Source organism: Halalkalibaculum sp. DA384, from assembly GCF_043951955.1.
Classification (GTDB): Bacteria; Bacteroidota; Rhodothermia; order Balneolales; family Balneolaceae; genus JAMQKA01.
Genome location: NZ_JBINJE010000002.1, coordinates 221,773 through 246,809, shown reverse-complemented (window position 1 = coordinate 246,809; position 25,037 = coordinate 221,773). Strand labels below are relative to the sequence as shown.

Here is a 25,037-nt window from a genome sequence, read left to right as displayed (position 1 = left end):
AATGGCCACTTTACCTACTTGTGCAATGAATATTTTTTATGCTCCTCCCGATCAAATTGAGGGTGACCAAATAGAACTTACGCAACAGGAAGCCAGGCACGCCGCCAGGGTGTTGCGTTACCGTGAGGGGGATACCATTACCGTCGTGGATGGGGAGGGGGGATGGTATGAAGGCATTGTCTGCCGCATTCTGCGGAATACCGCGCTGATCGAGATTACGAACCGGAACCGCAGGGAACAACGGAACCCTTCGCTGGTGATGGCCATGGGAATTATCAAGAAGCGGGACCGCTTGGAGTTTGCCGTCGAGAAGGCGGTAGAACTCGGGGTCGGTGAGATCGTACTGTTCCGAAGTGAGCACACCGTCAAAGAAAATGTGCGGGTGGATCGCCTGCGATCTACCGCCGTATCCGCCATGAAACAGAGCCTGAGGGCCTGTTTGCCGTCCATATCTGTATATCCCTCGGTCAGAGAGGTGATCGGGAAATACAGCGACTCCTCCCCAATGCTGGTGGCGCGCGGTGCCAAGGATACCTCCCCGGGTGTTCCCGGTGAGTTTAAAAAGATGGAGAAGGAAATAGTCCTCTTTGTGGGACCGGAAGGTGGTTTTTCGCAGGAGGAGATTGCATTATTCAAAGCAAATGGGGCTCGGATAGTGTCCCTGGGCTCCCATCGCCTGCGCACGGAAACAGCGGTGGTAGCCTTGTTGAGCCAATTTTTGAGATGAAGAGCATACCGCAATTCTAATTTCAATTTGTACTCTTATCCGCAATGTTGGTTTGAACCGCGTGTGTGAGGAGTTAAATTTTTCCTGATTTTTTATACGGCTAAAATGAATTAAAAAATCACCGGCGGAGATTAGTTATTGGTCAACAAATAACCACTCCACAATTAATTAAACCACGCCGCTCCAAAACCATAGAACTTGATTCTAATACTGGTGCGAGGGGCCGCTTGTACTATCTAACCCGGATTTCTCACGAGTATGTTGGATAAAATCATGTAACTTCATAGATGGCAATAACTTACGCCATCTATTACTGCCCAATTATCACTACAGTTTGTAATAGGCTGCGAAATTGGCCTTTCAGCCGCGTTGAAGGACAAATCCCCGGCTCAACGTACCAACGTACGTCTGCGCGGCCATTTGCCCTTCGCCTTGCTGAAAAACCAATTTCTTGGCGAGAAATCCGGGCTAAACCTGGATCAACTAACCTGCATTGATGGGGTCTGTTCGTTCCGGCTCCGGGCACTCGGGTCCACAAAAATTTCTATAGGCGGGAGGGAAATCATGAATTTCGAAGGGGGCAGTCCGAAAACTTGTATTCCAGGCAGGATGTTTCCAGTACCTGTTGAAATGAAAGAGGCCTTTGCAAAATCGTTGCTTTGCAAAGGCCTCTGGTATACCAATCGATAAGCAGCCTGCTAAAATAAAGTTCCAATCATAGGAAAATTCGATGCAAGGTGGTCAGGAGCCGGGATCAGCTGTCATCCTTTCTTATTTTGGTATGATTTGCAGCATACTCCTCGAGTGCCTGCACCTCATCCCAAAGATTCATCGCTTTTTTAAGCACATCATCAAACACGTCGTTGATCACCGGGTAGTACGCCTTTAAACCCCACACCTGGCGCGCCAGTTCGGCCTTCATAAAGCCCCGCGGCATCCATGCAATTTTTTCAAAATGGCCCTCCGGTATATACAGGGAATCCGACCTGAAATCGGGCTCTTTGACTTCATCAGAAATTACCAGGTTGTTTTGGATCATTTTCTCCTTGAAGCTGTTTATGGTCTCGTCATCCCAGGTAAACTCCTTGCGAAATTTTTCGAAATCTCCTTCCCACTCCTGCCGGAACTGATCCCCGTTGTCATCCAGGTAGTTTCGCACAAAATCGAATCCTACCTGTTTTCGCCTCATAAAATTGACCACCGCGGCCGATTCAGTGGTATCTTCTTGCACAATATGGTCGGGTACAATTCCCCCGCCGCCGTATACGGTTCGACCGGCATCAGTGTTGAACTTGAGGGAATCGGGAACATCCGAGATAAACTCAACCGCATCCGTGTAGGCATCGTCCGCACGGTGGACTACTTCATAGGCGTACTGTTCGCGACCCTCACGCGAGTAGGGTTTCTGAATCAGGCGCCCGGAGGGAGTGTAGTAGCGGGATATGGTCACGCGGATGCTGCTGGAGTCTGCCAGTTCATACTGCTGCTGGACCAGTCCCTTACCAAACGTGCGCTGGCCTACAATCAGCCCGCGGTCATGATCCTGGATCGCTCCGCTGACAATCTCACTGGCGGAAGCCGAACCCTCATTGACCAAGACGATCAGCGGCTTTTCCTTGAAAAATCCATCCCGGCGCGAATTGTAGGAGCTGGTAAAACGGGTATGTCGACTTTTGGTTGATACCAGTTCTGTCCCTTTTGGAAAGAACTCTTCCGCCATGGCGATAGCCTGACCCAGATATCCGCCCGGGTTGCTTCTCAGGTCAAGAATCAATCGATTCATCCCTTTTTTGTCCAGTGATTTCATCGCCTCCAGGAACTCCTCGTGAGTAGTGGCGGCAAACCGGTTGATCTTGATGTAACCGGTCTGGTCATCGAGCATATACGAGGTGTCGACCGTATAAAGCGGTATGTCATCCCTGGTAATGGTAAATTCCAGCGGATCTTTAACGTGTGGTCTTTTAATCGTGACATCCACCTTGGTGCCTTTTTCGCCGCGAAGAGTTCGCAGTACATCCTCATTGCTGAACCCGATCGCACTTTCGCCGTCAATTTTGATGATCCGGTCACCAGACATAATTCCAAGCTTGTCACTTGGTCCCCCGGAAATGGCGGTGATTACGGTAATCGTGTCCTGGATGATGTTGAACTGAATGCCGACGCCCTGGAACTTGCCGGCAAAATTTTCCTGAACCTGTTCATTGGTCTCCGGTTCGATATAGACGGAGTGGGGATCCAGCGATTTGAACATCTGACGGAGAGCATCCTCGGTGCGGGCGCTCATATTTTCATTGGGACTGTTGTTGGCCAGGTAAAGGTAGGCATCCTCAAACCTCTGGAGTGATTCTCCCAGGTCATCAATATCCTCATCTGCCAGCATGGTGGTATCGAGCGGGGTCCCCTCAATTTTGAGGGTACTGTCGCTCAGGTTTTTAATAAGTCCCTTAATGCTGTTTCGATACAGTTTTTCGATATCCACTTTCTCAACATAGTTATCGACTATTCTACGCTGAGTCTGGATATATTTTTTTAGATTCTGTTGATGTGCGTCGTCGGGCTGAATAACGGAATCGACTCCCGCTGCCCAGAAAAGGGACAATAGGATTAAAATAGCCACATGGGGGGCGACGAATTTTTTAAAGGTCATAGTCGGATTACACTTAGGTTTTCTGAATTTTTCTAGCGCTTATATGTCTCAACGGCTAACATTGAAAAATATTTAGCGGTTATACCCACTTAAAAATAAAAGCTATTTTACAGTAATATTAAATCTAAATAGTTGTGAAATCTACACTAAAACAACAGGCCTTGCAATATGTAAATTGGCGACAGCCATGCTAAATTTAATAATCCAGGGCTGTGATGTTCATCAACAATACCGCATTGCCGACAGTCAACCGCAAGTTTACTGCTTTATCCAGGGGACAACAACCTCGATGAAAACATGCGATCAGAAGCTGCAGTAGCTCTTTCCGGGGGCTCATTATCAAGGCAGCGGATTGGATTAAAGTATGTAGTGGCTGAGATCTTTATCCTTGACCAGGTCATCAAGCTGCTTGTTTACGTATTCCTTGTCGATCGTCAATTCCCCGGTGCCGATATCATCCGGAACCGCAAACAGGAGTTCGTCCAGCAGGGTGGATAATATGGTGTGAAGGCGCCGGGCTCCAATATTTTCGACCCGCTCGTTTACCTGCGCCGCTATGGAGGCGATCTCCCGGATTGCGTTGTCGGTAAATTCTATCTCAACTCCTTCTGCCCGCAACATCGCCTGGTACTGTTTGGTCAGCGCGTTTTTGGGCTGTTTCAGGATATCGAAGAAATCATCCTCGGTAAGCGAGTTCAGTTCCACGCGAATCGGCATCCTTCCCTGCAATTCGGGAATCAGGTCAGACGGCTTGGAAACGTGGAACGCGCCCGACCCGATAAAGAGAATATGATCGGTCTTTATCATTCCATACTTGGTGGAGACGGAACTTCCCTCGATAATGGGAAGCAGATCGCGCTGCACCCCTTGTCGGCTCACATCCGGGCCGCCGCTCCCCTGTTTGCTGGAATCCTCTGCCACTTTGTCAATTTCATCAATAAAGACGATTCCCTGCGTTTGCACCCGCTCGAGCGCTTCCTGCACGGCTGCATCGTGGTCAATCAGTTTTTCGGCCTCTTCATCCAGCAGCAGTTCCCTGGCTTCCTCGACGGTAACCTTGCGTTTTTTCTTTTGGTCGCCCGTAAGGTTGCCGAGCATATCCTGCAGGTTGATGCCCATCTCTTCCATACTTCCCTGTGGACCAAAGACCTGCATCATCGGCTGGCGGTTGGAACGCACTTCGATCTCAATCTTGCGATCGTCCAGCTCACCGTTTTGCAGCTTTTTCCGAAATTTCTCGCGGGTCCGCTGGTTAAGCTCCTGGTCACTGGCGTTTTCCGGGTTAAAATCATCCTGTTCGGCGCTGAAGCCGGCCGAATTGTTCGAAGGTTTCTTTACCGGGGGAATAAGGATATCCAGTATACGGTCTTCCACCGCTTTTTCGGCTTTTTCCTGCACCCGCTCCTGCATCTCTGTCTTCACCATGTTGATGGCGATGTCGGTCAGGTCGCGAATCATCGATTCCACATCGCGGCCCACGTAGCCCACTTCCGTGAACTTGGAAGCCTCCACTTTTATAAAAGGCGCGTTTGCCAGCTTGGCCAGCCGCCGGGCGATTTCCGTTTTTCCAACGCCCGTGGGACCAATAAGGAGAATGTTGTTGGGAAGAATTTCATCTCGAATATCTGCTTCGGAATTCATCCGCCGCCACCGGTTTCGGAGGGCGATAGCCACCGACCGTTTGGCCTCGTTTTGTCCCACGATATATTTATTCAGTTCAGCAACTATTTGTCGCGGGGTTAGGTTTTTCTGTTCAACTACTTGCTTCATAACGCTCTGGTTAGTCTTCAATTTCGAGGATTGATAAATTGTGATTGGTGTAGATGCAGATATCAGCTGCTATGTGCAGTGATTTTTCAACGATCTGCCTAGCCGATAATTCTCCGGCATTTGCCTTCAGGGCACGCGCGGCAGCAAGCGCATACGACCCACCACTGCCGATAGCCAGTATCTTGTCGTCGGGCTCAATGATATCGCCCTGGCCGGAGATCAGCAGGGCTTTATCCTTGCTCATCACCACCAGCAAGGCTTCCAGTTTCCGCAGGAACTTGTCCTTCCGCCACTCCTTGGCCATCTCAACAGCCGATCTCTGCAGGTTCCCGTTATACTGCTGAATTTTTTCTTCAAATTTTTCAAAAAGCGTGAAGGCGTCGGCCGTGGAACCGGCGAAACCGGCCAATATTTGATCTTCATACAGGCGACGTACCTTGGTAACGGTCGCTTTCATAACGGTTTTGTCCATTGTTGCCTGGCCATCGCCGCCTATGGCCACTTCACCCTTGTGCATTACACCCAATACGGTGGTCGCTTTAAGTTCGGATATACTCATATTTTACTGTTCTTCGGAATGCGTTTCGTTCTGTTAAAATTCAACGGTTGATCAGGAATCAGACTTGTAGTACTTCGATTTGGAATCGCCGCGTGCCTGCTCCCGGGCCCGCTGGCTTCCCGGACGGGGAGGCAGGCCGTTTCGCTTGCCCGATTTTTTTCCATCCTCCTTGTCGTAATAATCCAGGTTTTCGCGTTTGGGCTTGCCGGAATCCAGTTCATGAAGCTTGGCCTCCGAGCTTTCGATGAGATCGTCGATCGGCTCGTCCCGCATTACGGCATCCGTAATATCAATATCGGACCCCGCGAGCGTCACTTTGTATTCATTCAGAGAAATTGCGTCTTCCGCAATCAGGTTGATTTTTACGAAGTATTTAAACATCCATTTCCACCGGATGCTGAGCCATCCCTTGTCAAGATATGCTTTCAGGTAGGGGTTGATGTAGATGTCGACAGAATTGTAGGAGGTATTGGATTTGAATTTGCTCAACCAGGCATCCAGGTCGGCCACGATAGTGTTTTGGGTGACTACATTGCCGGACCCTCCACACATAGGGCACACCTTCGATACGGAATTAACCACGCTGGGGCGGATGCGCTGGCGGGTGATCTGCACCAGCCCGAAATCGCTCATGCCGATGACGTTGGTCTTGGCCTGGTCTTTTTTGAACTCCTTCTTCAGCTCATCATAAATTTTCTTTCGGTTTTTATCGCTTTTCAGATCAATGAAGTCTACGACAATGATTCCTCCGATATCGCGCAGGCGAAGCTGCTTGGCCACTTCGCGGGCAGCCTCCAGGTTGGTTTTAAGGGAGTTGTCCTCCTGCTTCTCCTTGGCGGCATAGGGTCCGGAATTTACATCCACCACGTACATCGCCTCGGTCTGTTCAAAGATCAGGTAGCCGCCGGAGGGCATTCGCACGCGGGGACTAAAGATCGAATCGACATCCTTGGCAATTTTCATGAAGTCAAAGATGTGCTCGCGACCCTTGTACAGCTCCACGTTGGGAAGCATTTGCGGGGCAATCTGGCTGACATACGATTTGAGCTCCTTGAACATCTCCGGGTCGTCGATAAGCACCCGGTCGTACTGCTTGGCAAACAGGTCGCGGATCAGGCTCTCGGTCATGTTCAGATCCTGGTACAGCAGGGCGGGGGGCTTGGCATCCTCGAGACGACCAAGTATTTGTTCCCATTTTTTCAGCACATCCCGCATGTCATCTTCAATAGCCTTCTCATCCTGGCCGGTGGCCACCGTGCGAACAATCACGCCGAAACCGTCCGGCAGCATCGACCCGACAATCCCTTTCAGGCGCCGCCGCTCCTTGTAGTTGTTTATTTTTCGGGAAACGGCGATATATTCGCCCATCGGTATAAGCACGAGGAAACGCCCGGCAATTGTAATGTCGGTGGAAACGCGGGGACCTTTCGACCCGATCGGCTCCTTGACGATCTGTACCAGCAGGCGCTGCCCCGGATTCAGTATGCGGCCGGCCCACGTCTGTTTTTGGTAATTTGATATCTTGTCGAAGTTGATCTTGGAGAGCTCATCACGGACGTTCTTGCGGATGGCCTCCCGGCCGTTGAGCATCTGCACATACTCTTTGAGATGGTCGCCCGCATCAGAGAAGTGCAGAAAAGCATCTTTGGGCGTTCCCATGTCGATGAAAGCAGCCCGGATACCGCTCATCACCTTGTGCACCTCGGCAAGATATATATTGCCGACCGTACGTTTATTTTCTTCAGATTCTATAAAAAGCTGTGCAAGTTCTCCATTTTCCAGGAGGGCTATTCGGGTTTGCTTCCCCTTTGCGTGAATGATTATTTGGTTTTTCATTGAATTTAATCCTTTTCACGCGGTTGCTGTCCCCCAAGCATGCTGAGTCATAAATAAATTCGCTAAAAGTCATTGATCTAAAATTTTTGAAGATATCAAAATTCATTGCCCATAGCGGAGGTTCAGCAACCGCTGCATTATAATTTTTGTTAGTCGAGAGGCTGTTGTACAGGTAGCCACATTCAGAGGTGGGGGTCCAGTGCAGATTTACATTACATGCATCAGGAGAGTCAATACCTCTCATGTAAAATAATCTGTTTACAACTTGTAAAAGATTAGTAAGAAGTTTTTTAAAAACGGTTTTATCTAACACTAAAAACCTGCAATTAGAACCTTAAAATTGTAAAACTCTGAATACCTTTATCAATACCGATAACTAAATATTAATATACAGTTACTTTACTATTAATGTAAACGTAAAAACCTGCCTTTATCATAACAGGGGTTGAGTTTTATTCATTCCCCGTATCCGGACGGCGTTACTCCTCCTGTTCTGTCCTGGTGATGCTGGCTCCCACCGAGTTTAGTTTTTTTTCCAGCTGCTCATAGCCGCGGTCCAGGTGGTAAATGCGCAGGATGTCACTGGTGCCTTCGGCAACCATCCCCGCCAGCACCAGGCTGACGCTGGCCCGCAGGTCAGTGCTCATGACAGAAGCGCCTTCAAGCGGAGTACGTCCGTTTACGGTCACCGAGTTTTCATTTACTTCCAGGTCTGCTCCCAACCTGTTCAATTCGGGAACGTAGCTGAATCGGTCAAAATAGATGGTATCGGTGATCACGGAGCGGCCTGGGGCCTGGGTCATCATGGTTGCCCACTGGGCTTGCAGGTCGGTGGGGAATCCGGGGTAGACCTTCGTTTTTATTGAAATTGGATTCAGCTTCTGCGGTGCTTTTACATATATCTCGGTATCGTTGATGTCAACCCGGGCCCCGATCTTGCGGAACGAGCCTGGAAATGTTCCCAGGTCTGAAGGATCGGTATTGGTGATCGTCAGCTCCGACTCCGGATGCATTGCCGCGGCAATCATGTAGGTGCCGGTTTCAATACGGTCGGGGGCGTTGTCAACCTCCAGGCCCTGCAGCTTTTCCGCCTGCCGGATGGTCAGCCTGTCGGTTCCTATACCCTCGATGTTGGCTCCCATCCTGTTCAGGGTGTTGGCCAGCAGGGTGACATCCGGCTCGATGGCCGCATTTTCGATGGTAAACTCCTCAGCTTTTAAGACCGAGGCCAGCAGCAGGTTTACAGTGGCCCCGACGCTGCTCGGTTCCAGTTTGAAGGTGCCGCCGGGCAGCCTGTTTTTGGCTTTTCCCAGCACATATCCCTTGTCCAGTTCAATCTCGGCCCCCATCGCCTTCATCCCTTTCAGGTGCAGGTCTACGGGCCGGGGCCCCCACGCACATCCGCCGGGCAGCGATACTTTGGCTTCTCCAAACCGGCCCAGCAGCGCGCCGAGCATGTAGAAAGAGGCGCGCATCTTGCGTACCAGCTCATACGGGGCCTGCAGGTGATTGATGTGGGTCGGATCGATGTGGAGACGATTGTTCTCCTCGTCAAATTCGACATGGGCTCCGGTTACGCGAATCACATTGTTGAAGGTGTATATGTCGCGCAACCGCGGCACGTTGTTGATAGTTGTGGGTGAGTCAGCGAGGAGAGCCGCCGCCATCAGGGGGAGGGCGGCGTTTTTTGAACCGCTGATTGCGATGTTGCCACGCAGGGGGGTGGGTCCCTCAATTACAAATTTATCCACTAGCTTCTATTTCTAAAATTAATGCGTTTTTTTCGACGGAGTCACCGGCGTTCACGGCAACGGAGGTAACAATGCCATTAACAGGCGCTTTGAGCTCATTTTCCATTTTCATCGCCTCCAGGATCGCCACCGGGTCGCCGAGCTCCACTTCATCGCCTTCCGCGGCCAGGAGCTCCAGGATTTTGCCGGGCATCGGGGCGTTGAGCTGTCCCTTGCCAATTTCGGCGGCGGTCTTGAACCCGAGGCGGTCCAGCAGCAGGTCCTGCTCGTCGCGAACAACGACCCGGCACCACTGGCCGTCCAGGGTGAACTCAACAGTATGGTGGTCCAGTTCTACATTATCGATTTTATACAATTTTGTTCCGACCCGCAGCAGGTATCGCCCGTTCTGTTGTTCAAAGGAATACGTGTATTCCCGCTCGTCAACTGCCACCTGGTGTCGTTCAAAGTTGAACTCCAGTTCCCGGGTTTCATCGTCGATACTGGTTTCGTATCTCATTGGCGGGAGACTCTGATTGCGGCCAGGCCCTTTTTGGTTGCCCGAAAGGTGAAATCCTGCAGGTTGTCGGCATCATAAAAAGAGGTGAGGGCAATTTTATTGCCCCTTTTTTCATACGCTTCTACAAAACCAAAACTGATGAGATTGATAAGATCATCGCGCAATTCGCCGTACTGCAGGCCGGTTTCCTCGAGCACGGTATCAAAGCTCTCGGGGAAGACAAGCCGCCCCAAGACGTTGCGTTCGGATGTAGATACTTTTCGTTTGGGCATGGTCTGTATTGATTAATGAAACTCTAAAATAGGGGCGCTACCCCTTTATTACAACCGCCTACTCGACCATTACATCTCCGTAGGTGATTACATTGTCGCGGCCATCAAATATAACCAGGCGATTCAGGCCGGCAGTCCCCTGAACCGAACTAGTACCCGAAAAGTTGGCGGGATTCAGCACAAGTACTTTGACACCCGGATTAAGTTCGGACTGGCTGTATTGTGCGATTGGGCCAAAGATATTTTGGGCTTCCTCGAAAGCATATATCTCCATCCCGGGTACTGTTTCAAATCCCAGTATGTCGATATCGATGCGAAATGAGCTGTTTAAGGGCACGGGATTGGGGTAGGGCGGGGTGGAGACTTCCACGAGTCCCTGGTACATCGGGGAAATACGCCAGTCGTCGGGATCCGTCTGGTTGGAGCCGGCAGGCCGTCCATCGGCACTCATGGCCGTAAAATTTTGGGGGGGAGAATAGGCCTGATTTTCAAACTCTTTCTGGTCATCGCTTTTAGAACAACCCGCAAGCATCAAACAAAGAACCGAGATTGCGACAAGTGCGATATTTTTTAATTTCTTCATGAACGAATAACAGCAGATTAACTTTATAAGCGTTTCATCTTAGTTTTATAATATCGAACTTTTGTGTTTATAACGAAAAGAGAAATAATGCTTAATCGGTTCCTCATTTGAAAGATCTATTTTGTATCGCTGTTGTTTGCTGGATGTTGGCTTGTTCCCCTGCCGGTACCCTGCAGGCCCAGGAGCGCGAGAATTTTACTACAAAAGCGCACGGCAGTCCCACCCCCGGCGAGCTGTTGGAATGGCGCGAGGTATTCACCTATAATGTCAAATACAGCTTTTTTACGCTGGGAAAAGTACGGGTGGAGCTTGCCGATACGCTCTACCAGGGAGAGCGGGCATGGAAGTTAAGCGGAATCATTACCTCCAATTCGGGCATTCCATTCGTGGGAAAAGAAGAAAATCACTACAATTCGCTCTTCAGGCTTGAAAACGGAACTCCCCGGGAACTGGTGTACTGGAAGGATAATGTGGATGAAGAAAAATTTGATGAAGAGCGGTTTATCTACGATTACGAAAACCGGAACGTGTACGCTTTCAAGGAGGGGGAACCCACCGATACACTCGAGCTGAAAACCCCGGCTACCTCGGGTCCGCTGATTTTTTTCTTTTCGCGGCTCCACGCCGGGCGGGAGGTCGACTCGCGGACTTTTGTCTACCTGGAGGACGAACAGGGCACTATCGATATGGAGTATACCCGGCAGCGCGATGAGCGCGAATACGAGGCGTTTCAAAATCCCATTGATACATTTTATGCCAAAGGTGTGGCCAACATTGACGGCCCGTTTGGATTTAGCGGAGATTTTAAAGCCTGGTTTGCCGACGACGAGTTGAGAATCCCGCTTGAAGCCCATGTCAAGGTGTGGCTCGGGAACGTAAAAGTACGACTAATAGACTATAAAAAGGAGTTACGGAATGAGTAAAGTTGTCTTTAAAAAGCTGCCCCACGCCAGCGATCTTCAGCTTCCTTCATATGAATCGGCTCATGCAGCCGGAATGGATGTACGGGCGGCCCTCGAAGAACCGTTCACACTCGAACCCGGGGAGCGCGCGCTGATTCCCACCGGCCTGCAGATGGCCCTGCCCGCCGGATACGAAGCGCAGATACGTCCCCGCAGCGGGTTGGCCTACCGAAACGGCATCACCATGCTGAACACCCCAGGCACAATCGATGCCGATTACCGGGGGGAAGTGAAAGTGCTGGCGATCAATCACGGAGAGGAGGCGTTTACGATCAATCACGGCGATCGTATCGCCCAGATGGTGATTGCCCCGATCCGGCAGCTGCCGGTGGAGGAGGCCGGTACACTGCCGGATACAGAGCGTGGCGACGGTGGTTTTGGCAGTACGGGTGTTAAATGAGGAATTAAGAATTAGGAATTAGGAATTGCTACGTATTTCGTACTCGGTATTGCGTATTGATGTGCTTGGAAAACAAATAATGGCCTGTCTTAATACGCAATACGCAGCAACGAACTTTAAATTTAGCAGATAACTCAAGAAATAAGCAGTTCCGGAAAACGTGTTCGAAAAAGTACAACCCTACATCACGCTTATTTCCGAGAACCGGGACTACCGCCGGCTGTGGCTGAGCCAGATCGTGTCCAATTTTGGCGACTGGTTTGGCCTGCTGGCGGTATACGCACTGGTCACCCGCTACTCGGACTCGGAATTCCTGCTTGGGCTGATCATTATAATCAAGATGCTGAGCCTGGCCCTGTTTTCGCCGTTTGCGGGCTATATTACCGACCGTTTTAACCGGCGCCGGGTCATGATCTTCTGTGACGTGATGCGCGGGGTGGTCATCGCGGGACTACTGCTGGTGAATTCTTATGAGACTCTCTGGCTGGCGTATGTGCTGACGGCGGTCCAGATGATGCTCTCCGCGGTGTTTGAACCGGCCAAGACCTCCTCTATTCCCAATGTGACCACCAAGCAGGAGCTGGTAGATGCCAATGTGCTTTCCTCGGCCAGCTGGAGCATCATTTTTACGCTTGGCATGGGCGTTGGCGGACTGGCCACCGCCTGGCTGGGCACCGATCTTGTATTTATACTGGATGCAATCAGCTACGGGATTTCCGCCTGGTTTATCTACCGGGCGACCATCCCGCAAAAGGAGATGACCCAGAAAGAGCTGGACAGAACAAGAAATCCCCTGGTGGGGATCAAAGAGGGACTCAGTTTCCTGTTTGAAAACGAACAGATTCTGCGGCCAAGCCTTGCCAAGGGTGCGTTTACCATGTATCTCGGGGCACTGGTCTACCTGCTGATTCTGGTTGCAGAAGAGATACTGATGATGGGGAGTGTGGGATTGGGACTGCTCTACGCGGCGCGCGGTATCGGTACGGGGATAGGGCCGGTATTTGGGCGCCGGATTTTTAAAAACGAGGGCGACTGGATCCGTGCCATGGGGCTCTGCATGATGTTTACCGGCGCCATGTACCTGGTGGTAGGCTGGACCGGCAATATCATCCTGATGCTGATTTTTGTTTTTCTGGGACATACCGCCTCCGGCGCCAACTGGGTGATGAGCACTGTTCTGCTGCAGCGCCGCACTCCCGACACATTTCGGGGTAGAATTTTTAGTACCGAGTGGCTGTTGTTTACCCTGACACAGTCGGTTTCGGTATTTACCGCTTCCATGCTGCTTGAGCACGATATTTTTACCATTCGGCAAATAATTCTTCTTTTTGCCATCCTCCTGGCGGTAACCGGTGTTGTATGGCATTTTACCGTGACTGCACAGGAGCAAACCTACCAGCAGGAGATCGCCGTTGAGTCAAAAGTGTGAAATAAACTCCTGATGGATAAAAGTACTATTGTTTAGCTGGTATATCCCTTGAACAGGGAAAGACGATTAAGATGCCCCAACGGGAAAAAGAAGCTTTTTTACAACCGAGGTGTTCCCTTTGGCTTGATCCAAAAGGAACCAAAAAATCAGGGCGGGGAGTGGGGCACCCGCTGCAGCCTGTGCAGGCGTGGATGTTGATGGTCCGTCCCCCTCGTCAGACAGAAATTCTTCCGGGATCGGAATAATTGCTTGACATGTTCATACGATCACCCCTTCGAAATTCATCATTTCTAATTCTTCATTCATAATTCCCATCCTTGGAAATTCATAATCTGCCACTGGACCCAAAAATGATGGTTACTTTTGAACAGGTAATTGAGTAATTTTACCTGTTTTAAAACTTTCGAATCTGAATTTCATTACAGCAGGTATTTGATGATTAAGCTCTTTGTGACCGATCTTGACGGTTGTGTTTCTATTCCTTTTAAAACCCCGGTATGGGAATGTATCACAGAGATCAGGAACCTGAATATCCAAAGCCTTGAGGATTCCGCCATTCCCCCGCTCTCGATCTGTTCAGGTCGCCCGTATCCCTACGTCGAGGCGGTGGCGCAGTGGCTGGATGTGCGGCTGCCGGTGGTGTTTGAAAGCGGGGGGATGTACGACCTGAATACCAATCAGTTTGACCAAAACGGCTTTTTCGACGACGAGGCCCTCGAGCACGTCAATGAACTGAAGAGCTGGATGCAAAAGACGGTAATCTCCCGGTTCCCGTCCGGTATCATGGAGTTTTCAAAGATGATGGATGCCGGTTTTGTGCATCCCGACCAGGAAGTTATCGAGGAAGTGCTGCCCCTGATCACCGATTATGTTGAGGAACATTACCCGGAATTCGAGGTGCATCACACCGATATTTCGGTCAATATCATCCTTTCCAAAAACAACAAAAGAGCGGGCATCCGGAAGCTCAGCGAAAAACTGGGTATCAAACCGGAAGAGGTAGCGTATATCGGAGACTCAAACGGGGATATTCCGGCCCTGAAGATTGTGGGCCAGTCGTATGCTCCCGTCAACGCCAAGAGCTATGTAAAGGATGTGGTCGATTTCCCGCTGGAGCTGGAGGCGACGGAGGCGGTGCTGGAGACCTATAGACGGATTATCCGATCGAACAAGGAACGGTAGATGATCTCTCATCGGTTGCGGACCGATCCCATGCAGCTGTAAAGTTACTGAATGATAAAAAAGGTCGTCTGCACAAATTAATTTAAGGGACCTTTGCAGAACCTGCTATTTTGTTGGGAGCTCGTTGAACTGCCGACCTTATTGGAGGGCTTTGAAAAACCTCTTTAATTTTGATCAGTGGAGCATTATGGCGGAAGCAACTCTAAATTCGGGTAAAACAGGTAGCTGGCTCGATTCGGAGCCGGTAAAGTTTATTCTTAAGGTACTCGCAATCTACATCGTGTGGTATCTGGTGTACGAAATGTGGCTCCTTCCCGACGGCACCCTGGATCACTGGATCGCGGTCAACATTGTTGACACCACGGCAGGAATTTTGACGCTCTTCAGCTACGATGTGTTTACGGCCGGGCGCCTTATCGGGCTCGATACCGCCCCGGGTATCCTGCTGGTCGACGGCTGTACCGGCATTTCGGCCATCGGGTTGTTTATCGGTTTTATCATCGCCTATCCCGGGAAATGGATTCCGCGTCTCTCGTTTATCATAATCGGGATAGGCATTATCTACCTGGTCAACATAATACGTATAGCAGCCCTTGCGATTACCCAGGTGCAGTGGCCTGAATTCTTCGATTTTACCCACGATTATTCCACCACCGCTATCTTCTACATGGTCATCTTTGTCCTGTGGATATTGTGGGCAAACCTTGGTGATTCGAACGAATCCCGCTCCCCATGAAAAGGATGGCAGGAAAAATGGTACTGGTGACCGTTCTCGTGGTCTCCTATTTCGTTATCTGGAGGCCGGTCAGGGTCGCTTCAACGCAGCACATTGTCAAGCCGCTTTCCGAGTATATCCTCTCCGGAGAGCAAAGGGGCATCGACCTGGAAAACAGCGGATCTGGCGTGAATTTTTCAATTCGCTGGGAGAGCGGAGAGCAGCGACATGCAGTGACCTATCGGGCGCCTGCGGGGTTTTTCTTTCTTCTTGCGATCGTTTCCATGGTGTTTATAACCGCTGAACCAGCCTACTACCTGTATCTGCTGGCGTTCCACCTGGCTGCTTTTTCGGTGATGGTTCTTTTCCTGGTAGCTGGTCTCCATTCGGTTGTCATGGGATTTTGGGTCTTGGAGCTTATGAATGTGTATCTTATTCCTGTTTTCACAATGGCCTATATTCCCTGGCTGATCTATCTCAAAAAATCGGGAATCGTTAAGTGACCGGGTTCTCTTTCGGATTTCACGGGCTAATATTTTATTTTGGGATTCGTTGTTACAGAGCGAGTTTAGATCGGGCGGTAGATCAATTTTTCATTCCAATTTAGTTACCTGAAATACGATGATCTGGGAAGATGCATATTTATTGTGGCTGTTACTTGTTATACCACTGCTGGCCGGTGGGGGCTGGTGGTATCAAAAAAAGCTCACAGAACGGAGGAAACAGTTTTTTTCAGATGAGCTCTTCCGGGATCTGCGGACAGGCTTTTGGCGGCTCGGCGACCGTATGAAGATAATCACCATGCTGGTGGGGCTCACCTTCCTGGTACTTGCCATTGCCGGCCCGAAAGTGGGTACCCAGGTGAGAGAGGTTAAACGGCAGGGAGTGGACCTGCTGATCGCCCTGGATCTCTCCGACAGCATGAATGCCGAGGATGTGAAGCCAAGTCGCCTTGAAAAAGCGAAGTACGAGATTACGAGGCTGATTGAACGTCTCAGGGGCGATCGCGTCGGGCTGGTCGTCTATACCGGGGAAGCCTACCTGCAGTCCCCGATGACGCTCGACTATTCGGCCCTGCGCCTCTTCCTCAATATTGCGGAAACCGATCAGATGCCGAGTTCCACCACCGATTTCAGCGCGCCGATGGAAGTGGGTCTGCGGGCATTTGATTCGCTGGAGGAGGAGCAGAACCGCTCGAATGCCGCAAAGGTGATGCTGATCATCTCCGACGGGGAAAATCACGGAGATGATTATGAAACCGCACTCGAGACCCTGCAAGAAAACAATATTTCGGTCTACACCCTTGGTATCGGCACGCGTTCCGGGTCGACCATTCCCCAATACAATGCTGAAACCGGTTCATTGATCGGGTACAAGCGGGATCAAAGCGGCGAGGTTGTAACGACGAGGTTACAGCCGGAAGTGCTCAGGAGTATCGCGCAGGAGGGGAACGGGGAATACTATTCGATAGAGTCCGGCAGCGACGGCATCGATTCATTCCTGGGACGGATCGATGAACTGGAACAGGGAGAATTTGCGAGCCAGGAATATGCCGATTTCAAGAACCAGTACCAGTTGCTGGGAGCGATTGCGCTCGGGTTCATCTTTCTCTCTCTTGTGCTACCCAGGTATCGCAACGAATCGGAATCAGGGCGTAAGGTGACAACAGGGGAACCAGGGTAGGAAAACAGGATCTCCAACGGGGCCGGAAGCGCTTGCCTGTTTGGGAGGGTGTTCCTTGGAACCCTTGTATTACGCGTATCACTCAAAATTTTTCCTTTCACTCTCAAAATCCTCTTCCGATAACAGGCCCTGGTGCCAAAGTCCGGTAAGGTAATCCATCTTATCCATCGATCCCGGCTTGTGTTTGGGGTCTTGGGTTCTCCTGAAATTCTTTTTCTCCTGCTGTTTTTTTTGCCGGGCAATCGCCTCCTCGATCATCTGCTTCAGCTGCCCGGGATTTTCCATACCGATCAGCTCCACCGATGTGGCCGACGTGCTAAGCAGGAGCGTACCGACATTCAATTTTTCCTGGAGCCAGCCCTGTTCGATGGTCACCTTCTCAATGTTGACCAAATCGATATTGCGGTGATATTTTGAGTCGATTGACGAGATCTGGGTATCAGTGACCGCAAAACGAATGTTCTTGTGTTTTTTTCGCACAAAATAAAAGGCAATCAGCCCGATCCCGAACAGCGGTATCGCAAGCACCGACAGCACATAAGCAATAAAATAGTGCTTCCAGCTGGGCGTGAGGGTAATTTTCTTTGTTTTTGTGTTAGTAGACATAGGATAACCGCTCGTAAATTTATGAAGATTCTACAAAGTCCACTTTACAATTTAATCTAAAACTCAGCAACTGTAAACATAGGTAAAATACAGCAAAACAATAGGGGATCCCGTTCAAATTTTCGGTTGATGTTTCGTATATTATTCGCCTTTGCCAGCTGAAACAAAGTCAGTGCAAGGCTAAAAGCTACTCACAACATTCAACGAACATCTTGTGAAGGTGAAATTAAAACCCTGGAAATATCTGGTGGCGATATGGATGACCGGTGTACTTGTCGCGGGTTTCCTGATCCCCATCCCGGATATCCCCATCCTGAAGGAATCGGCTCGTAATCTTTTTCTGCACGTCCCGATGTGGTTTACCATGTCGGTCTGCTTTGCCGCGGGATTTGTCTACAGCATTCGCTACCTGAACAGCCAGGACCTGGAGCTGGATCGAAAAGCGGAGTCGGCCACGCAGGTGGGACTTGTTTTTGGTATCTGCGGGTTGGTTACCGGTTCGCTCTGGGCACGTTTTACCTGGGGAACATGGTGGACGTTTGCCGAGCCGCGCATGAATCTTTCGGCGCTGGCCATGATGATATACGTCGCCTATTTTGTACTGCGCACCGCCTTTGACAACCGGGAAAAACGGGCCAAGCTGTCGGCCGTATATAATGTATTTGCCGCTACTACAATCCCGTTTTTGCTGTATATTGTACCAAGGCAGCTGCCGAGCCTGCATCCCGGGGCCGAAGGTAATCCCGCATTCAGCGAAATTACCGCGCCCGAGCTGCGTTATATCTTTTATCCTGCTATTATTGGATTTATCGGGCTGTCAATATGGTTGATAGAGATACTCAATCGTTACAAAAAAATTAAATACCAGTATGAAGAATCGTCTGTATGAATAAGATTTGGGCCCAAATACAAGAAGATACGCTTTCAAACGTTGGCAAAGTCGACACGCTCACCGAAACCTATTCCCAGAAATGGGAGGGAACGAGCGGCATGGAAAACGCGGGCGTGCTGATGCAAACAGCGGCCTCCTACGATCTTATTTTCATCGTGTTGGGCGTCAGCCTGATTATCTGGTTTATTCTCCTGTTTTTTATCATCCGGGTAGACAAAAAAGTCGCCAAACTAGAAGACAAGGTAACTAAAGAACACACACAATAATCTCATGAGACCCAAAGTTTTAGTAGGAATTGTAGCTATTGTCGGTTTTACCTCGCTGTTGATGTACAATTTTGGTAACAGCATCAGCACCTATGTTAACTTTGAACAAGCCGAAGGTATGAGCGGGGCTCATGTTGTGGGCAAGTGGGACGACTCCCGGGACTACGGTTTTTCAATGGAAAACAAGCAGTTTTCTTTCTTTATGGAAGATCAGGATGGCAACATTCGCCGGGTGGTGTATCCAAAGCCAAAACCCAACAACTTTGAACAGGCTACCCAGCTGGTGGTCATCGGGGAGATGGATAACGGCGTCTTTTACGCCAACGACATGCTGATGAAGTGTCCCTCCAAATATAACGATGCAGATGCCGCCGAGTTTGAACGGGCCAGTGCCGCCGGGTAATCAATTGGTCGCTCCATGTTTTATCAACTGCAGCGGCTGCCCTGAGCGTGCACTGGCAGCCACAACCTTGTCCAGGTCTCTGGCGCCAGACTTATGCTGATCTGTGACTTTCAATTCTAAAATTTTGTACAAAACCTGATGATTGGTACAATAGGAAACATCCTGATTTATGTGGCTTTTGCCACAAGTATTTTTGCCGGCATTGGCTATTTTTTGTATTCCAGTCGCAACGATGAACGCCTGTATCGCATCTCCAACTGGCTGTTTGGAATAAAGGGAGCCCTTATTATAGCGGCCTCCGGGTTGCTGCTCTACCTGATCCTGAACCACCAGTTTCAATACTATTATGTATACAATTACACCAGCAGTGATCTGCAGCTGAAGTACCTGATCTCCGCGTTATGGGGCGGCCAGGAGGGCAGCTTCATGGTATGGATCCTGTGTTCATTTTTTATCGGCCTGGGACTGATGAAATGGACGGAAAAGCCGTATCGCGGGCCGGTGCTGTTCTTTTTAACACTCACGCAAATATTCCTGATTTCGATGATAGCGGGGGTCTCCATCGGGGATTTGCAGCTGGGAGCCTCCCCGTTTCGAACGCTGGCCCAGGAGATGCCGAACGCGCCCTTTATACAGGCCAATCCCGATTTTGTGCCCTCCGAAGGGAAAGGACTCAACGACCTGCTGAAAAGTCCCTGGATGATGATTCACCCTCCGGTGCTTTTCCTCGGGTTTGCGATGATGACGATTCCCTACTGTTTTGCGATGGCCGCCCTCTGGAAAGAGAAGTATAATGAGTGGGTACATCCCGCCATGCCGTGGACCCTCGGGGCAAACGTGGCCCTGCTCACTGCAATCTTCCTGGGCGGGTACTGGGCTTATGTAACGCTCTCCTTTGGCGGATACTGGGCGTGGGACCCGGTCGAAAACGCCTCGTTTGTTCCCTGGCTGCTGGGTACGGCGGGTATCCATACAATGGTAATACAGAAGAAGAGTTCCACGTCGCAAAAAGCCTCTATCGTCTTTGCAATCCTCGCATATGTGGCTATCGTCTATGAAACGTTCCTCACGCGTTCCGGAATTCTGGCCGACTCCTCGGTACACAGCTTTGTGGACCTGGGACTCTACAACCAGCTGCTGGCCTTTATGTTTGTCGTAACGGCCGTAGGCATCGGGATGTTGATCTACCGCTATAAAGATCTGCCGCGGCAGAATAAGGAGTCGAAACTGCTGAGCAGGGAGTTTATGACTTTCGCGGGGGCCATGGTGCTGTTCCTGATCGGGTTTGTGATCATTATCGGTACCAGTTCCCCGATTATCGGCCGGCTGTTTGAGGCAAACCCCACGCCGCCGGAGATCAGCTTCTACAACGAGTGGACCATGCCGCTGGCCATACTGGCGGCGTTTATGACCGTGATCGGCCAGTTCCTGTTCTGGAAACGACAAGATGCGGAATCGCTGGCACGCGATCTCACCTGGCCGGTGATCATTAGCTGCGTGCTGACGCTGGCCACCATGATGCTCGGCAATGTACGTAACTTTTACTACCTGCTCTATATTCTTGCCGGCTGGTTTGCCCTGGTTGGTAACGGTTTCATGATGGTTCGGATGATGTTTAAAAATCCGAAATTGATCGGGGGCGCATTGACGCATGTCGGTTTTGGAGTGCTGCTGCTTGGTATCCTAGCCTCCTCTGCATACAACGGAACCCTGCTGGATCTTTCCACCCGAAATTATAATGAGGCGATAGCCGCGGGAAAGGTCACGGATGACGAGGGAATACCTGTCCGCCAAAAGGTGAACTTTCTTGAGCTGAAATTGAACGAGCCCAAGGTGGTGAACGGTAAATACAAAGTGACCTATGAGGGATATACGCTGGCCAACCAGGAACGCCCGGGTCAGCAACAGTACAAAATTAAATTTGAGCCGGTAGACGGCAACGGCCGCCAGTTTACCCTTTATCCCGAAGTCTACCCGATGCTGTCCAGCTCTTCGGCCAATCGCATTGAGTGGTCGGTGGATCCGGATGTCTATACTACTTTTATGAGCGATATCTATATGTACGTGGCGGGCAGCTCTTACGTGGAGCAGAAAAACGAGCAGGTTAAAAATAACAGCCCGGACAACTCAAATATGCAGCCGGCATCGGCCTCCCAAACGACGCCGGATCAGCAGAGCGATTCCACCCAGGTACAGACCATCAGCCTTGGCAGGGGAGAGTCGCTGAATATGGGGGGCTACCAGTTCGACTTTTCCGATTACACGCCCGCGGACCCGGAATCCCTGCCCGACAGTACACTCATTGCCGTGCGCGCCGATCTCGATGTTATTCACCGGGCCACCGGGGTCAGGGATACACTCAATCCGCTGTTCGCAATTTACAAAAAGGATGGAAAAAGCTGGACGTACGCTCCGCCCATGCAGGTTCCCGGGCGGGATATGTTTGTCCAGTTTACGAGCGTGGATCCCTCTACCGGCAAAATCGAGCTTAAAGTCCATGGTATTGAGGGAGAGCCGCAGGACGAATGGGTGCTGATTGTGGCCGAGGAAAAACCGTTTGTTTCGGTTGTGTGGCTCGGTACATTTATCCTGATGGCGGGATTCAGCGTCTCTATATTTCGGCATTGGGACCGGGACCGCAAAAAAAACTAATTACAGATCGGAAATCCCGTGTACAGATGAAATGGTTCCTGCCGATTATACTGGTTTTGGGGTTGTCAGGCAGTGCTGTTTCCCAGGACCTGGATAGTGAAGCCTCCGCTCCCCGACTGGATTCCGATCCCAAAATCGCATTTCTCAAGTCGCTGGTTGTCCCCGGGTGGGGGCACCACCACGTGAATCCCTCGGATTGGGAACGGGGACAGTATCACCTGGCGGCAGAGGCGGCGCTTTTGCTCTCCTATGCTGGATTGAAGATACATTCGGGCAATATGCGGCAGAACTGGTTTACCTATGCCCGTGCAGAGGCTGGGGTAGATATTGAGCCGCGCGACCGCGGCTTCCGGCTTGCCGTGGAAGATTACGACAACCTCGATGCCTACAACGATTACCAGGAGCGGAGCCGAAACTGGGATCAACTGTATGAAGATATTTCCGCCAACCGGTGGAACTGGTCGGATACCGGGGCGCGGCACCACTACCGGGATTTGAGATCGCGGTTTGAAACAATGGAACAGCAGTTGCCGGCCCTGCTCTCCCTGATGGTGTTGAACCGGGTGATCAGTGCGGTCAGCGCCTATAACCGGGCGCAGCATTCAAAATCTGCAGGAACCACGTTTTCTCTTGATCCCGTACAGGGAACCCACGGTGTTGTGGCACGAATGAGCTTTCGCTTTTGATGGTTAATCACGCAATATTTCGCCAGTCATCCCCGGGCTTGCGGCGTCAAAATTATTGATCATGCCCCGTTATAAAATACATGTCGAATACGATGGGACCGATTACTACGGCTGGCAGCGACAGCCGGAAGGGCCAACGGTGGAGGGAACGATAGAAGAGGCGTTGTCCCAAATTCTGGGATATCCTGTCGATATAAAAGGGCAGGGGCGCACCGACAGCGGGGTTCATGCCGAGGAGCAGGTTGCCCATTTCGATTACCCGGACGAGCTGGACGCCGACCGACTAATCTATGCGCTGCTTGGCGTACTCCCGCGGAATATATCAGTATACCGCCTGGAACAGGTTCGGGATGACTTTCACGCCCGTTTTGACGCTCGCAGCCGGCGCTACCGGTACCAAATTGTTACGCGCTCCAGTCCGCTCAACCTGCGCTATGCCCAGATGGTGCTGAACCCGCTGGACTTGCAGGCGATGCAGATCTGCGCTTCTTCTGTTCGGGGAGTCCATGACTTCGAAAGCTTTATAAAATCGGACCCTGAACAGGGAAACACCAGCTGCGATATACTGCTCTCAGAGTTTGAACAGCGGGGACATATGCTGGTATATCATATCGAAGCCAATCGCTTTTTGCGACACCTGGTTCGGCGGTTGGTGGGAACAATCCTGCAAGTCGGCAAAGGCAAGAAAACGGTGGATGAATTTATCTATCTGCTGGACCATCCCTCGGCAGACCAAAACGGTCACGGAACCCCCTCAAAGGGGCTGATACTGGAGAAGGTGAGGTACTAAAAAAGTTTTAAATTCGCCTTGACTTGAGTTGCATGAATCCATTATATTTGTCCTCTGTTTGAGACGGTTGAAACAGGTAATCAACTGCTCTATTCCTCGGTAGCTCAGCGGCAGAGCAATCGGCTGTTAACCGATGGGTCGTAGGTTCGAATCCTACCCGGGGAGCCATCACATAATGAAGTGCGAATCTGGTCCTTTCCAGGTTCGCACTTTCTTATTTTGTGCCAGTCTTTTCCCACCTTTTTATCAGCTATACAGTTGATTTCAACTTATCCAGATGCTTGAGGACCTAAAGGGCATACAAGGGAATTACTAAAGTGGAAGGTTAATTTTCACGCGAAATATTGTTTCCCAGAGGCTGGAAAACGTTGGAAAAATTCCTGCCGCTGGGTTCCTGGAAGATATCGAGGTCGAAGAATGCTACCGTAGCATACAGGTGGTCAAAAATATCTGCCTGTATGGTCTCATACTCCAGCCAGGCGGTGGTATTGGTAAAACAGTAGATCTCCAGGGGAATGCCCCGGCTCTCCGTTCCGAGCTGGCGAACCATCACGGTCATATCCTGTTTAATTTGGGGATGGTTTTTCAGGTACAATTCAACATACTTTCTGAACACTCCAAGATTGGTCATTCGCCGTCCATTGATCAATACAGACGTATCCAGGTTATGTTTCTCATTGTATTCTTCAATCTCTTTCTGCCTCGTTTCTAGGTATTCCTTGAGCAGGTGGTATTTTTTGAGCTCCTCGCGCATCTCCGCATCTACAAACTTTACTGTATGGGAATCGATATAAATCGCCCTCTTGATTCTCCGCCCGCCGCTCTGCTGCATGCCTCTCCAGTTTTTAAAGCTGTCGGTGATAAAATAATAGGTCGGAATGGTGGTGATGGTTCGGTCCCAGTTCTGAATTTTAACCGTGTTCAGGTTGATTTCAATCACATCCCCGTCCGCGTTGTATTTGGGCATCTCCACCCAGTCGCCCACCCGCACCATATCATTGGACCACATCTGCACACTGGCCACCAGTCCGAGAATCGTATCTTTAAAGATCAGCAGGACAATTGCTGTCATCGCACCGAAGGCACTAAGGAAATAGACGGGTGACCGCTCCAGGATCAGGGAAAGAACCAGGATACCGGTAATGATATACAGGATGATTCTGGCAAGCTGAAAATAGCTTGCAATCGGTTTATCTTTAAAGATGGGATGGGAAGCAAGTCCGTATTGTGCAACCCTGAGAAAGGCAAAGATGATTGTCATGCCCACAATCAGCAGGTAACTGTCCGTTATTTTAATGACGAACGGAAGGGCCTGCTCAAAGTCGGCGAAAATAACGGGTGCCATGATGCGGACTAAGATCGCGGGAATGATGTGGGCTACGTTGTTGAATACCTTGTGATCGGCCAGGGCATCATCCCAGGTTACGGATGACATCTTTACAAATTTATAGAGATAGTGGATGATAATCCGTTTTGTAGTAACATAAGCGATTCCCGAGAGCAGGATCAGAATCAGGATAAAAAGTAAAAGCCGCAGGTAGACCGCCCACTCTTCAGCGATTCCTGTATTTACCAGTAGCGACTCAATCCAATCCTCAAGGTGATTCATCGTTTTTTATTGTTGTGGTAAAAAATGAGTTGCAGCTCTTCAAATGTTCGATACAATATATCACATCGTCAGCAATATATTTAACAGCACGAAATAGCGCTTCTTAAACTTCATGTTT

General features: G+C 50.3%; 24 protein-coding genes and 1 tRNA gene. 15 read left to right on the top strand and 10 right to left on the bottom strand.

The window, feature by feature from the left end; translation table 11 throughout:
* Window positions 1–25 precede the first annotated feature (25 nt).
* Entirely contained in the window at window positions 26–727 is a 702-nt protein-coding gene (locus tag ACG2E4_RS02425) for an RsmE family RNA methyltransferase (protein WP_395275601.1), read from the top strand.
* A 754-nt stretch (window positions 728–1,481) separates the two neighbouring features.
* On the opposite strand, the gene ACG2E4_RS02420 is transcribed toward ACG2E4_RS02425, so the two are convergent.
* The 8 genes from ACG2E4_RS02420 to ACG2E4_RS02385 form a co-directional block, all read right to left on the bottom strand.
* On the bottom strand, window positions 1,482–3,374 hold the full coding sequence (locus tag ACG2E4_RS02420) for a S41 family peptidase (protein ID WP_395259329.1): 1,893 nt from the start codon (window positions 3,372–3,374) through the stop codon (window positions 1,482–1,484).
* A 357-nt stretch (window positions 3,375–3,731) separates the two neighbouring features.
* Window positions 3,732–5,144 carry an ATP-dependent protease ATPase subunit HslU gene (hslU, locus tag ACG2E4_RS02415; protein ID WP_395275600.1) on the bottom strand — a complete coding sequence of 471 codons (1,413 nt, stop codon included), beginning with the start codon at window positions 5,142–5,144 and terminating at the stop codon, window positions 3,732–3,734.
* Window positions 5,145–5,154: 10 nt separating this feature from the next.
* Window positions 5,155–5,703 (bottom strand): ATP-dependent protease subunit HslV, encoded by a 549-nt coding sequence (gene hslV, locus ACG2E4_RS02410; protein ID WP_395259327.1) that lies wholly within the window; start codon window positions 5,701–5,703, stop codon window positions 5,155–5,157.
* 51 nt (window positions 5,704–5,754) lie between these two features.
* Window positions 5,755–7,539, bottom strand: a complete 1,785-nt coding sequence (locus tag ACG2E4_RS02405; RefSeq protein ID WP_395259326.1) for an Rne/Rng family ribonuclease — start codon at window positions 7,537–7,539, stop codon at window positions 5,755–5,757.
* Between the two features lie 479 nt (window positions 7,540–8,018).
* A complete protein-coding gene (gene murA, locus ACG2E4_RS02400; RefSeq protein WP_395275599.1) occupies window positions 8,019–9,290 on the bottom strand; it encodes a UDP-N-acetylglucosamine 1-carboxyvinyltransferase in 1,272 nt (423 codons plus the stop codon).
* Window positions 9,283–9,789, bottom strand: coding sequence for an acetyl-CoA carboxylase biotin carboxyl carrier protein subunit (locus tag ACG2E4_RS02395; protein ID WP_395275598.1), 507 nt, complete (start codon window positions 9,787–9,789; stop codon window positions 9,283–9,285). The genes murA and ACG2E4_RS02395 overlap by 8 nt, the downstream gene beginning before the upstream one ends.
* Complete coding sequence (locus ACG2E4_RS02390; protein WP_395259323.1) at window positions 9,786–10,061, bottom strand: hypothetical protein; 276 nt, start codon at window positions 10,059–10,061, stop codon at window positions 9,786–9,788. The genes ACG2E4_RS02395 and ACG2E4_RS02390 overlap by 4 nt, the downstream gene beginning before the upstream one ends.
* Window positions 10,062–10,119: 58 nt before the next feature.
* Entirely contained in the window at window positions 10,120–10,644 is a 525-nt protein-coding gene (locus ACG2E4_RS02385) for a hypothetical protein (protein WP_395259322.1), read from the bottom strand.
* 107 nt (window positions 10,645–10,751) lie between these two features.
* Here ACG2E4_RS02385 and ACG2E4_RS02380 point away from each other — a divergent pair, with 107 nt between their 5' ends.
* The 7 genes from ACG2E4_RS02380 (at window position 10,752) to ACG2E4_RS02350 (ending at window position 17,015) form a co-directional block, all read left to right on the top strand.
* The gene (locus ACG2E4_RS02380) at window positions 10,752–11,567 is read left to right on the top strand and encodes a DUF3108 domain-containing protein (RefSeq protein WP_395259321.1); all 816 of its coding nucleotides are present in this window, start codon (window positions 10,752–10,754) and stop codon (window positions 11,565–11,567) included.
* Window positions 11,560–12,006: a dUTP diphosphatase gene (gene dut, locus ACG2E4_RS02375; RefSeq protein ID WP_395275597.1), complete on the top strand. Its 447-nt coding sequence runs from the start codon at window positions 11,560–11,562 to the stop codon at window positions 12,004–12,006. The genes ACG2E4_RS02380 and dut overlap by 8 nt, the downstream gene beginning before the upstream one ends.
* Window positions 12,007–12,166: 160 nt before the next feature.
* Window positions 12,167–13,435: an MFS transporter gene (locus ACG2E4_RS02370; protein WP_395259319.1), complete on the top strand. Its 1,269-nt coding sequence runs from the start codon at window positions 12,167–12,169 to the stop codon at window positions 13,433–13,435.
* Window positions 13,436–13,870: 435 nt separating this feature from the next.
* The gene (locus tag ACG2E4_RS02365; protein ID WP_395259318.1) at window positions 13,871–14,617 is read left to right on the top strand and encodes an HAD-IIB family hydrolase; all 747 of its coding nucleotides are present in this window, start codon (window positions 13,871–13,873) and stop codon (window positions 14,615–14,617) included.
* Window positions 14,618–14,804: 187 nt separating this feature from the next.
* Complete coding sequence (xrtX, locus tag ACG2E4_RS02360) at window positions 14,805–15,353, top strand: exosortase X (protein ID WP_395259317.1); 549 nt, start codon at window positions 14,805–14,807, stop codon at window positions 15,351–15,353.
* The gene (locus ACG2E4_RS02355; protein WP_395275596.1) at window positions 15,350–15,835 is read left to right on the top strand and encodes a hypothetical protein; all 486 of its coding nucleotides are present in this window, start codon (window positions 15,350–15,352) and stop codon (window positions 15,833–15,835) included. The genes xrtX and ACG2E4_RS02355 overlap by 4 nt, the downstream gene beginning before the upstream one ends.
* A 118-nt stretch (window positions 15,836–15,953) precedes the next feature.
* A complete protein-coding gene (locus tag ACG2E4_RS02350) occupies window positions 15,954–17,015 on the top strand; it encodes a VWA domain-containing protein (RefSeq protein ID WP_395259315.1) in 1,062 nt (353 codons plus the stop codon).
* Between the two features lie 78 nt (window positions 17,016–17,093).
* On the opposite strand, the gene ACG2E4_RS02345 is transcribed toward ACG2E4_RS02350, so the two are convergent.
* A complete protein-coding gene (locus ACG2E4_RS02345; RefSeq protein ID WP_395275595.1) occupies window positions 17,094–17,621 on the bottom strand; it encodes a PH domain-containing protein in 528 nt (175 codons plus the stop codon).
* 220 nt (window positions 17,622–17,841) lie between these two features.
* Here ACG2E4_RS02345 and ccsA point away from each other — a divergent pair, with 220 nt between their 5' ends.
* The 7 genes from ccsA to ACG2E4_RS02310 all read left to right on the top strand — a co-directional run bounded on the left by ccsA (window position 17,842) and on the right by ACG2E4_RS02310 (window position 23,478).
* The gene (ccsA, locus tag ACG2E4_RS02340) at window positions 17,842–18,510 is read left to right on the top strand and encodes a cytochrome c biogenesis protein CcsA (protein WP_395259313.1); all 669 of its coding nucleotides are present in this window, start codon (window positions 17,842–17,844) and stop codon (window positions 18,508–18,510) included.
* On the top strand, window positions 18,507–18,779 hold the full coding sequence (locus ACG2E4_RS02335; protein ID WP_395259312.1) for a hypothetical protein: 273 nt from the start codon (window positions 18,507–18,509) through the stop codon (window positions 18,777–18,779). The genes ccsA and ACG2E4_RS02335 overlap by 4 nt, the downstream gene beginning before the upstream one ends.
* Before the next feature lie 4 nt (window positions 18,780–18,783).
* Complete coding sequence (locus ACG2E4_RS02330; protein WP_395259311.1) at window positions 18,784–19,182, top strand: cytochrome c maturation protein CcmE; 399 nt, start codon at window positions 18,784–18,786, stop codon at window positions 19,180–19,182.
* A gap of 138 nt (window positions 19,183–19,320) precedes the next feature.
* Window positions 19,321–21,834 (top strand): heme lyase CcmF/NrfE family subunit, encoded by a 2,514-nt coding sequence (locus ACG2E4_RS02325; protein ID WP_395275594.1) that lies wholly within the window; start codon window positions 19,321–19,323, stop codon window positions 21,832–21,834.
* A gap of 26 nt (window positions 21,835–21,860) precedes the next feature.
* The gene (locus ACG2E4_RS02320) at window positions 21,861–22,520 is read left to right on the top strand and encodes a hypothetical protein (protein ID WP_395275593.1); all 660 of its coding nucleotides are present in this window, start codon (window positions 21,861–21,863) and stop codon (window positions 22,518–22,520) included.
* 61 nt (window positions 22,521–22,581) lie between these two features.
* Window positions 22,582–23,310, top strand: coding sequence for a tRNA pseudouridine(38-40) synthase TruA (gene truA / locus ACG2E4_RS02315; protein ID WP_395275592.1), 729 nt, complete (start codon window positions 22,582–22,584; stop codon window positions 23,308–23,310).
* 93 nt (window positions 23,311–23,403) lie between these two features.
* Window positions 23,404–23,478 (top strand) — tRNA-Asn (locus ACG2E4_RS02310).
* Window positions 23,479–23,635: 157 nt separating this feature from the next.
* Here the strand turns inward: ACG2E4_RS02310 and ACG2E4_RS02305 are convergent.
* Entirely contained in the window at window positions 23,636–24,919 is a 1,284-nt protein-coding gene (locus ACG2E4_RS02305; RefSeq protein ID WP_395275591.1) for a mechanosensitive ion channel family protein, read from the bottom strand.
* Window positions 24,920–25,037: the final 118 nt, after the last annotated feature.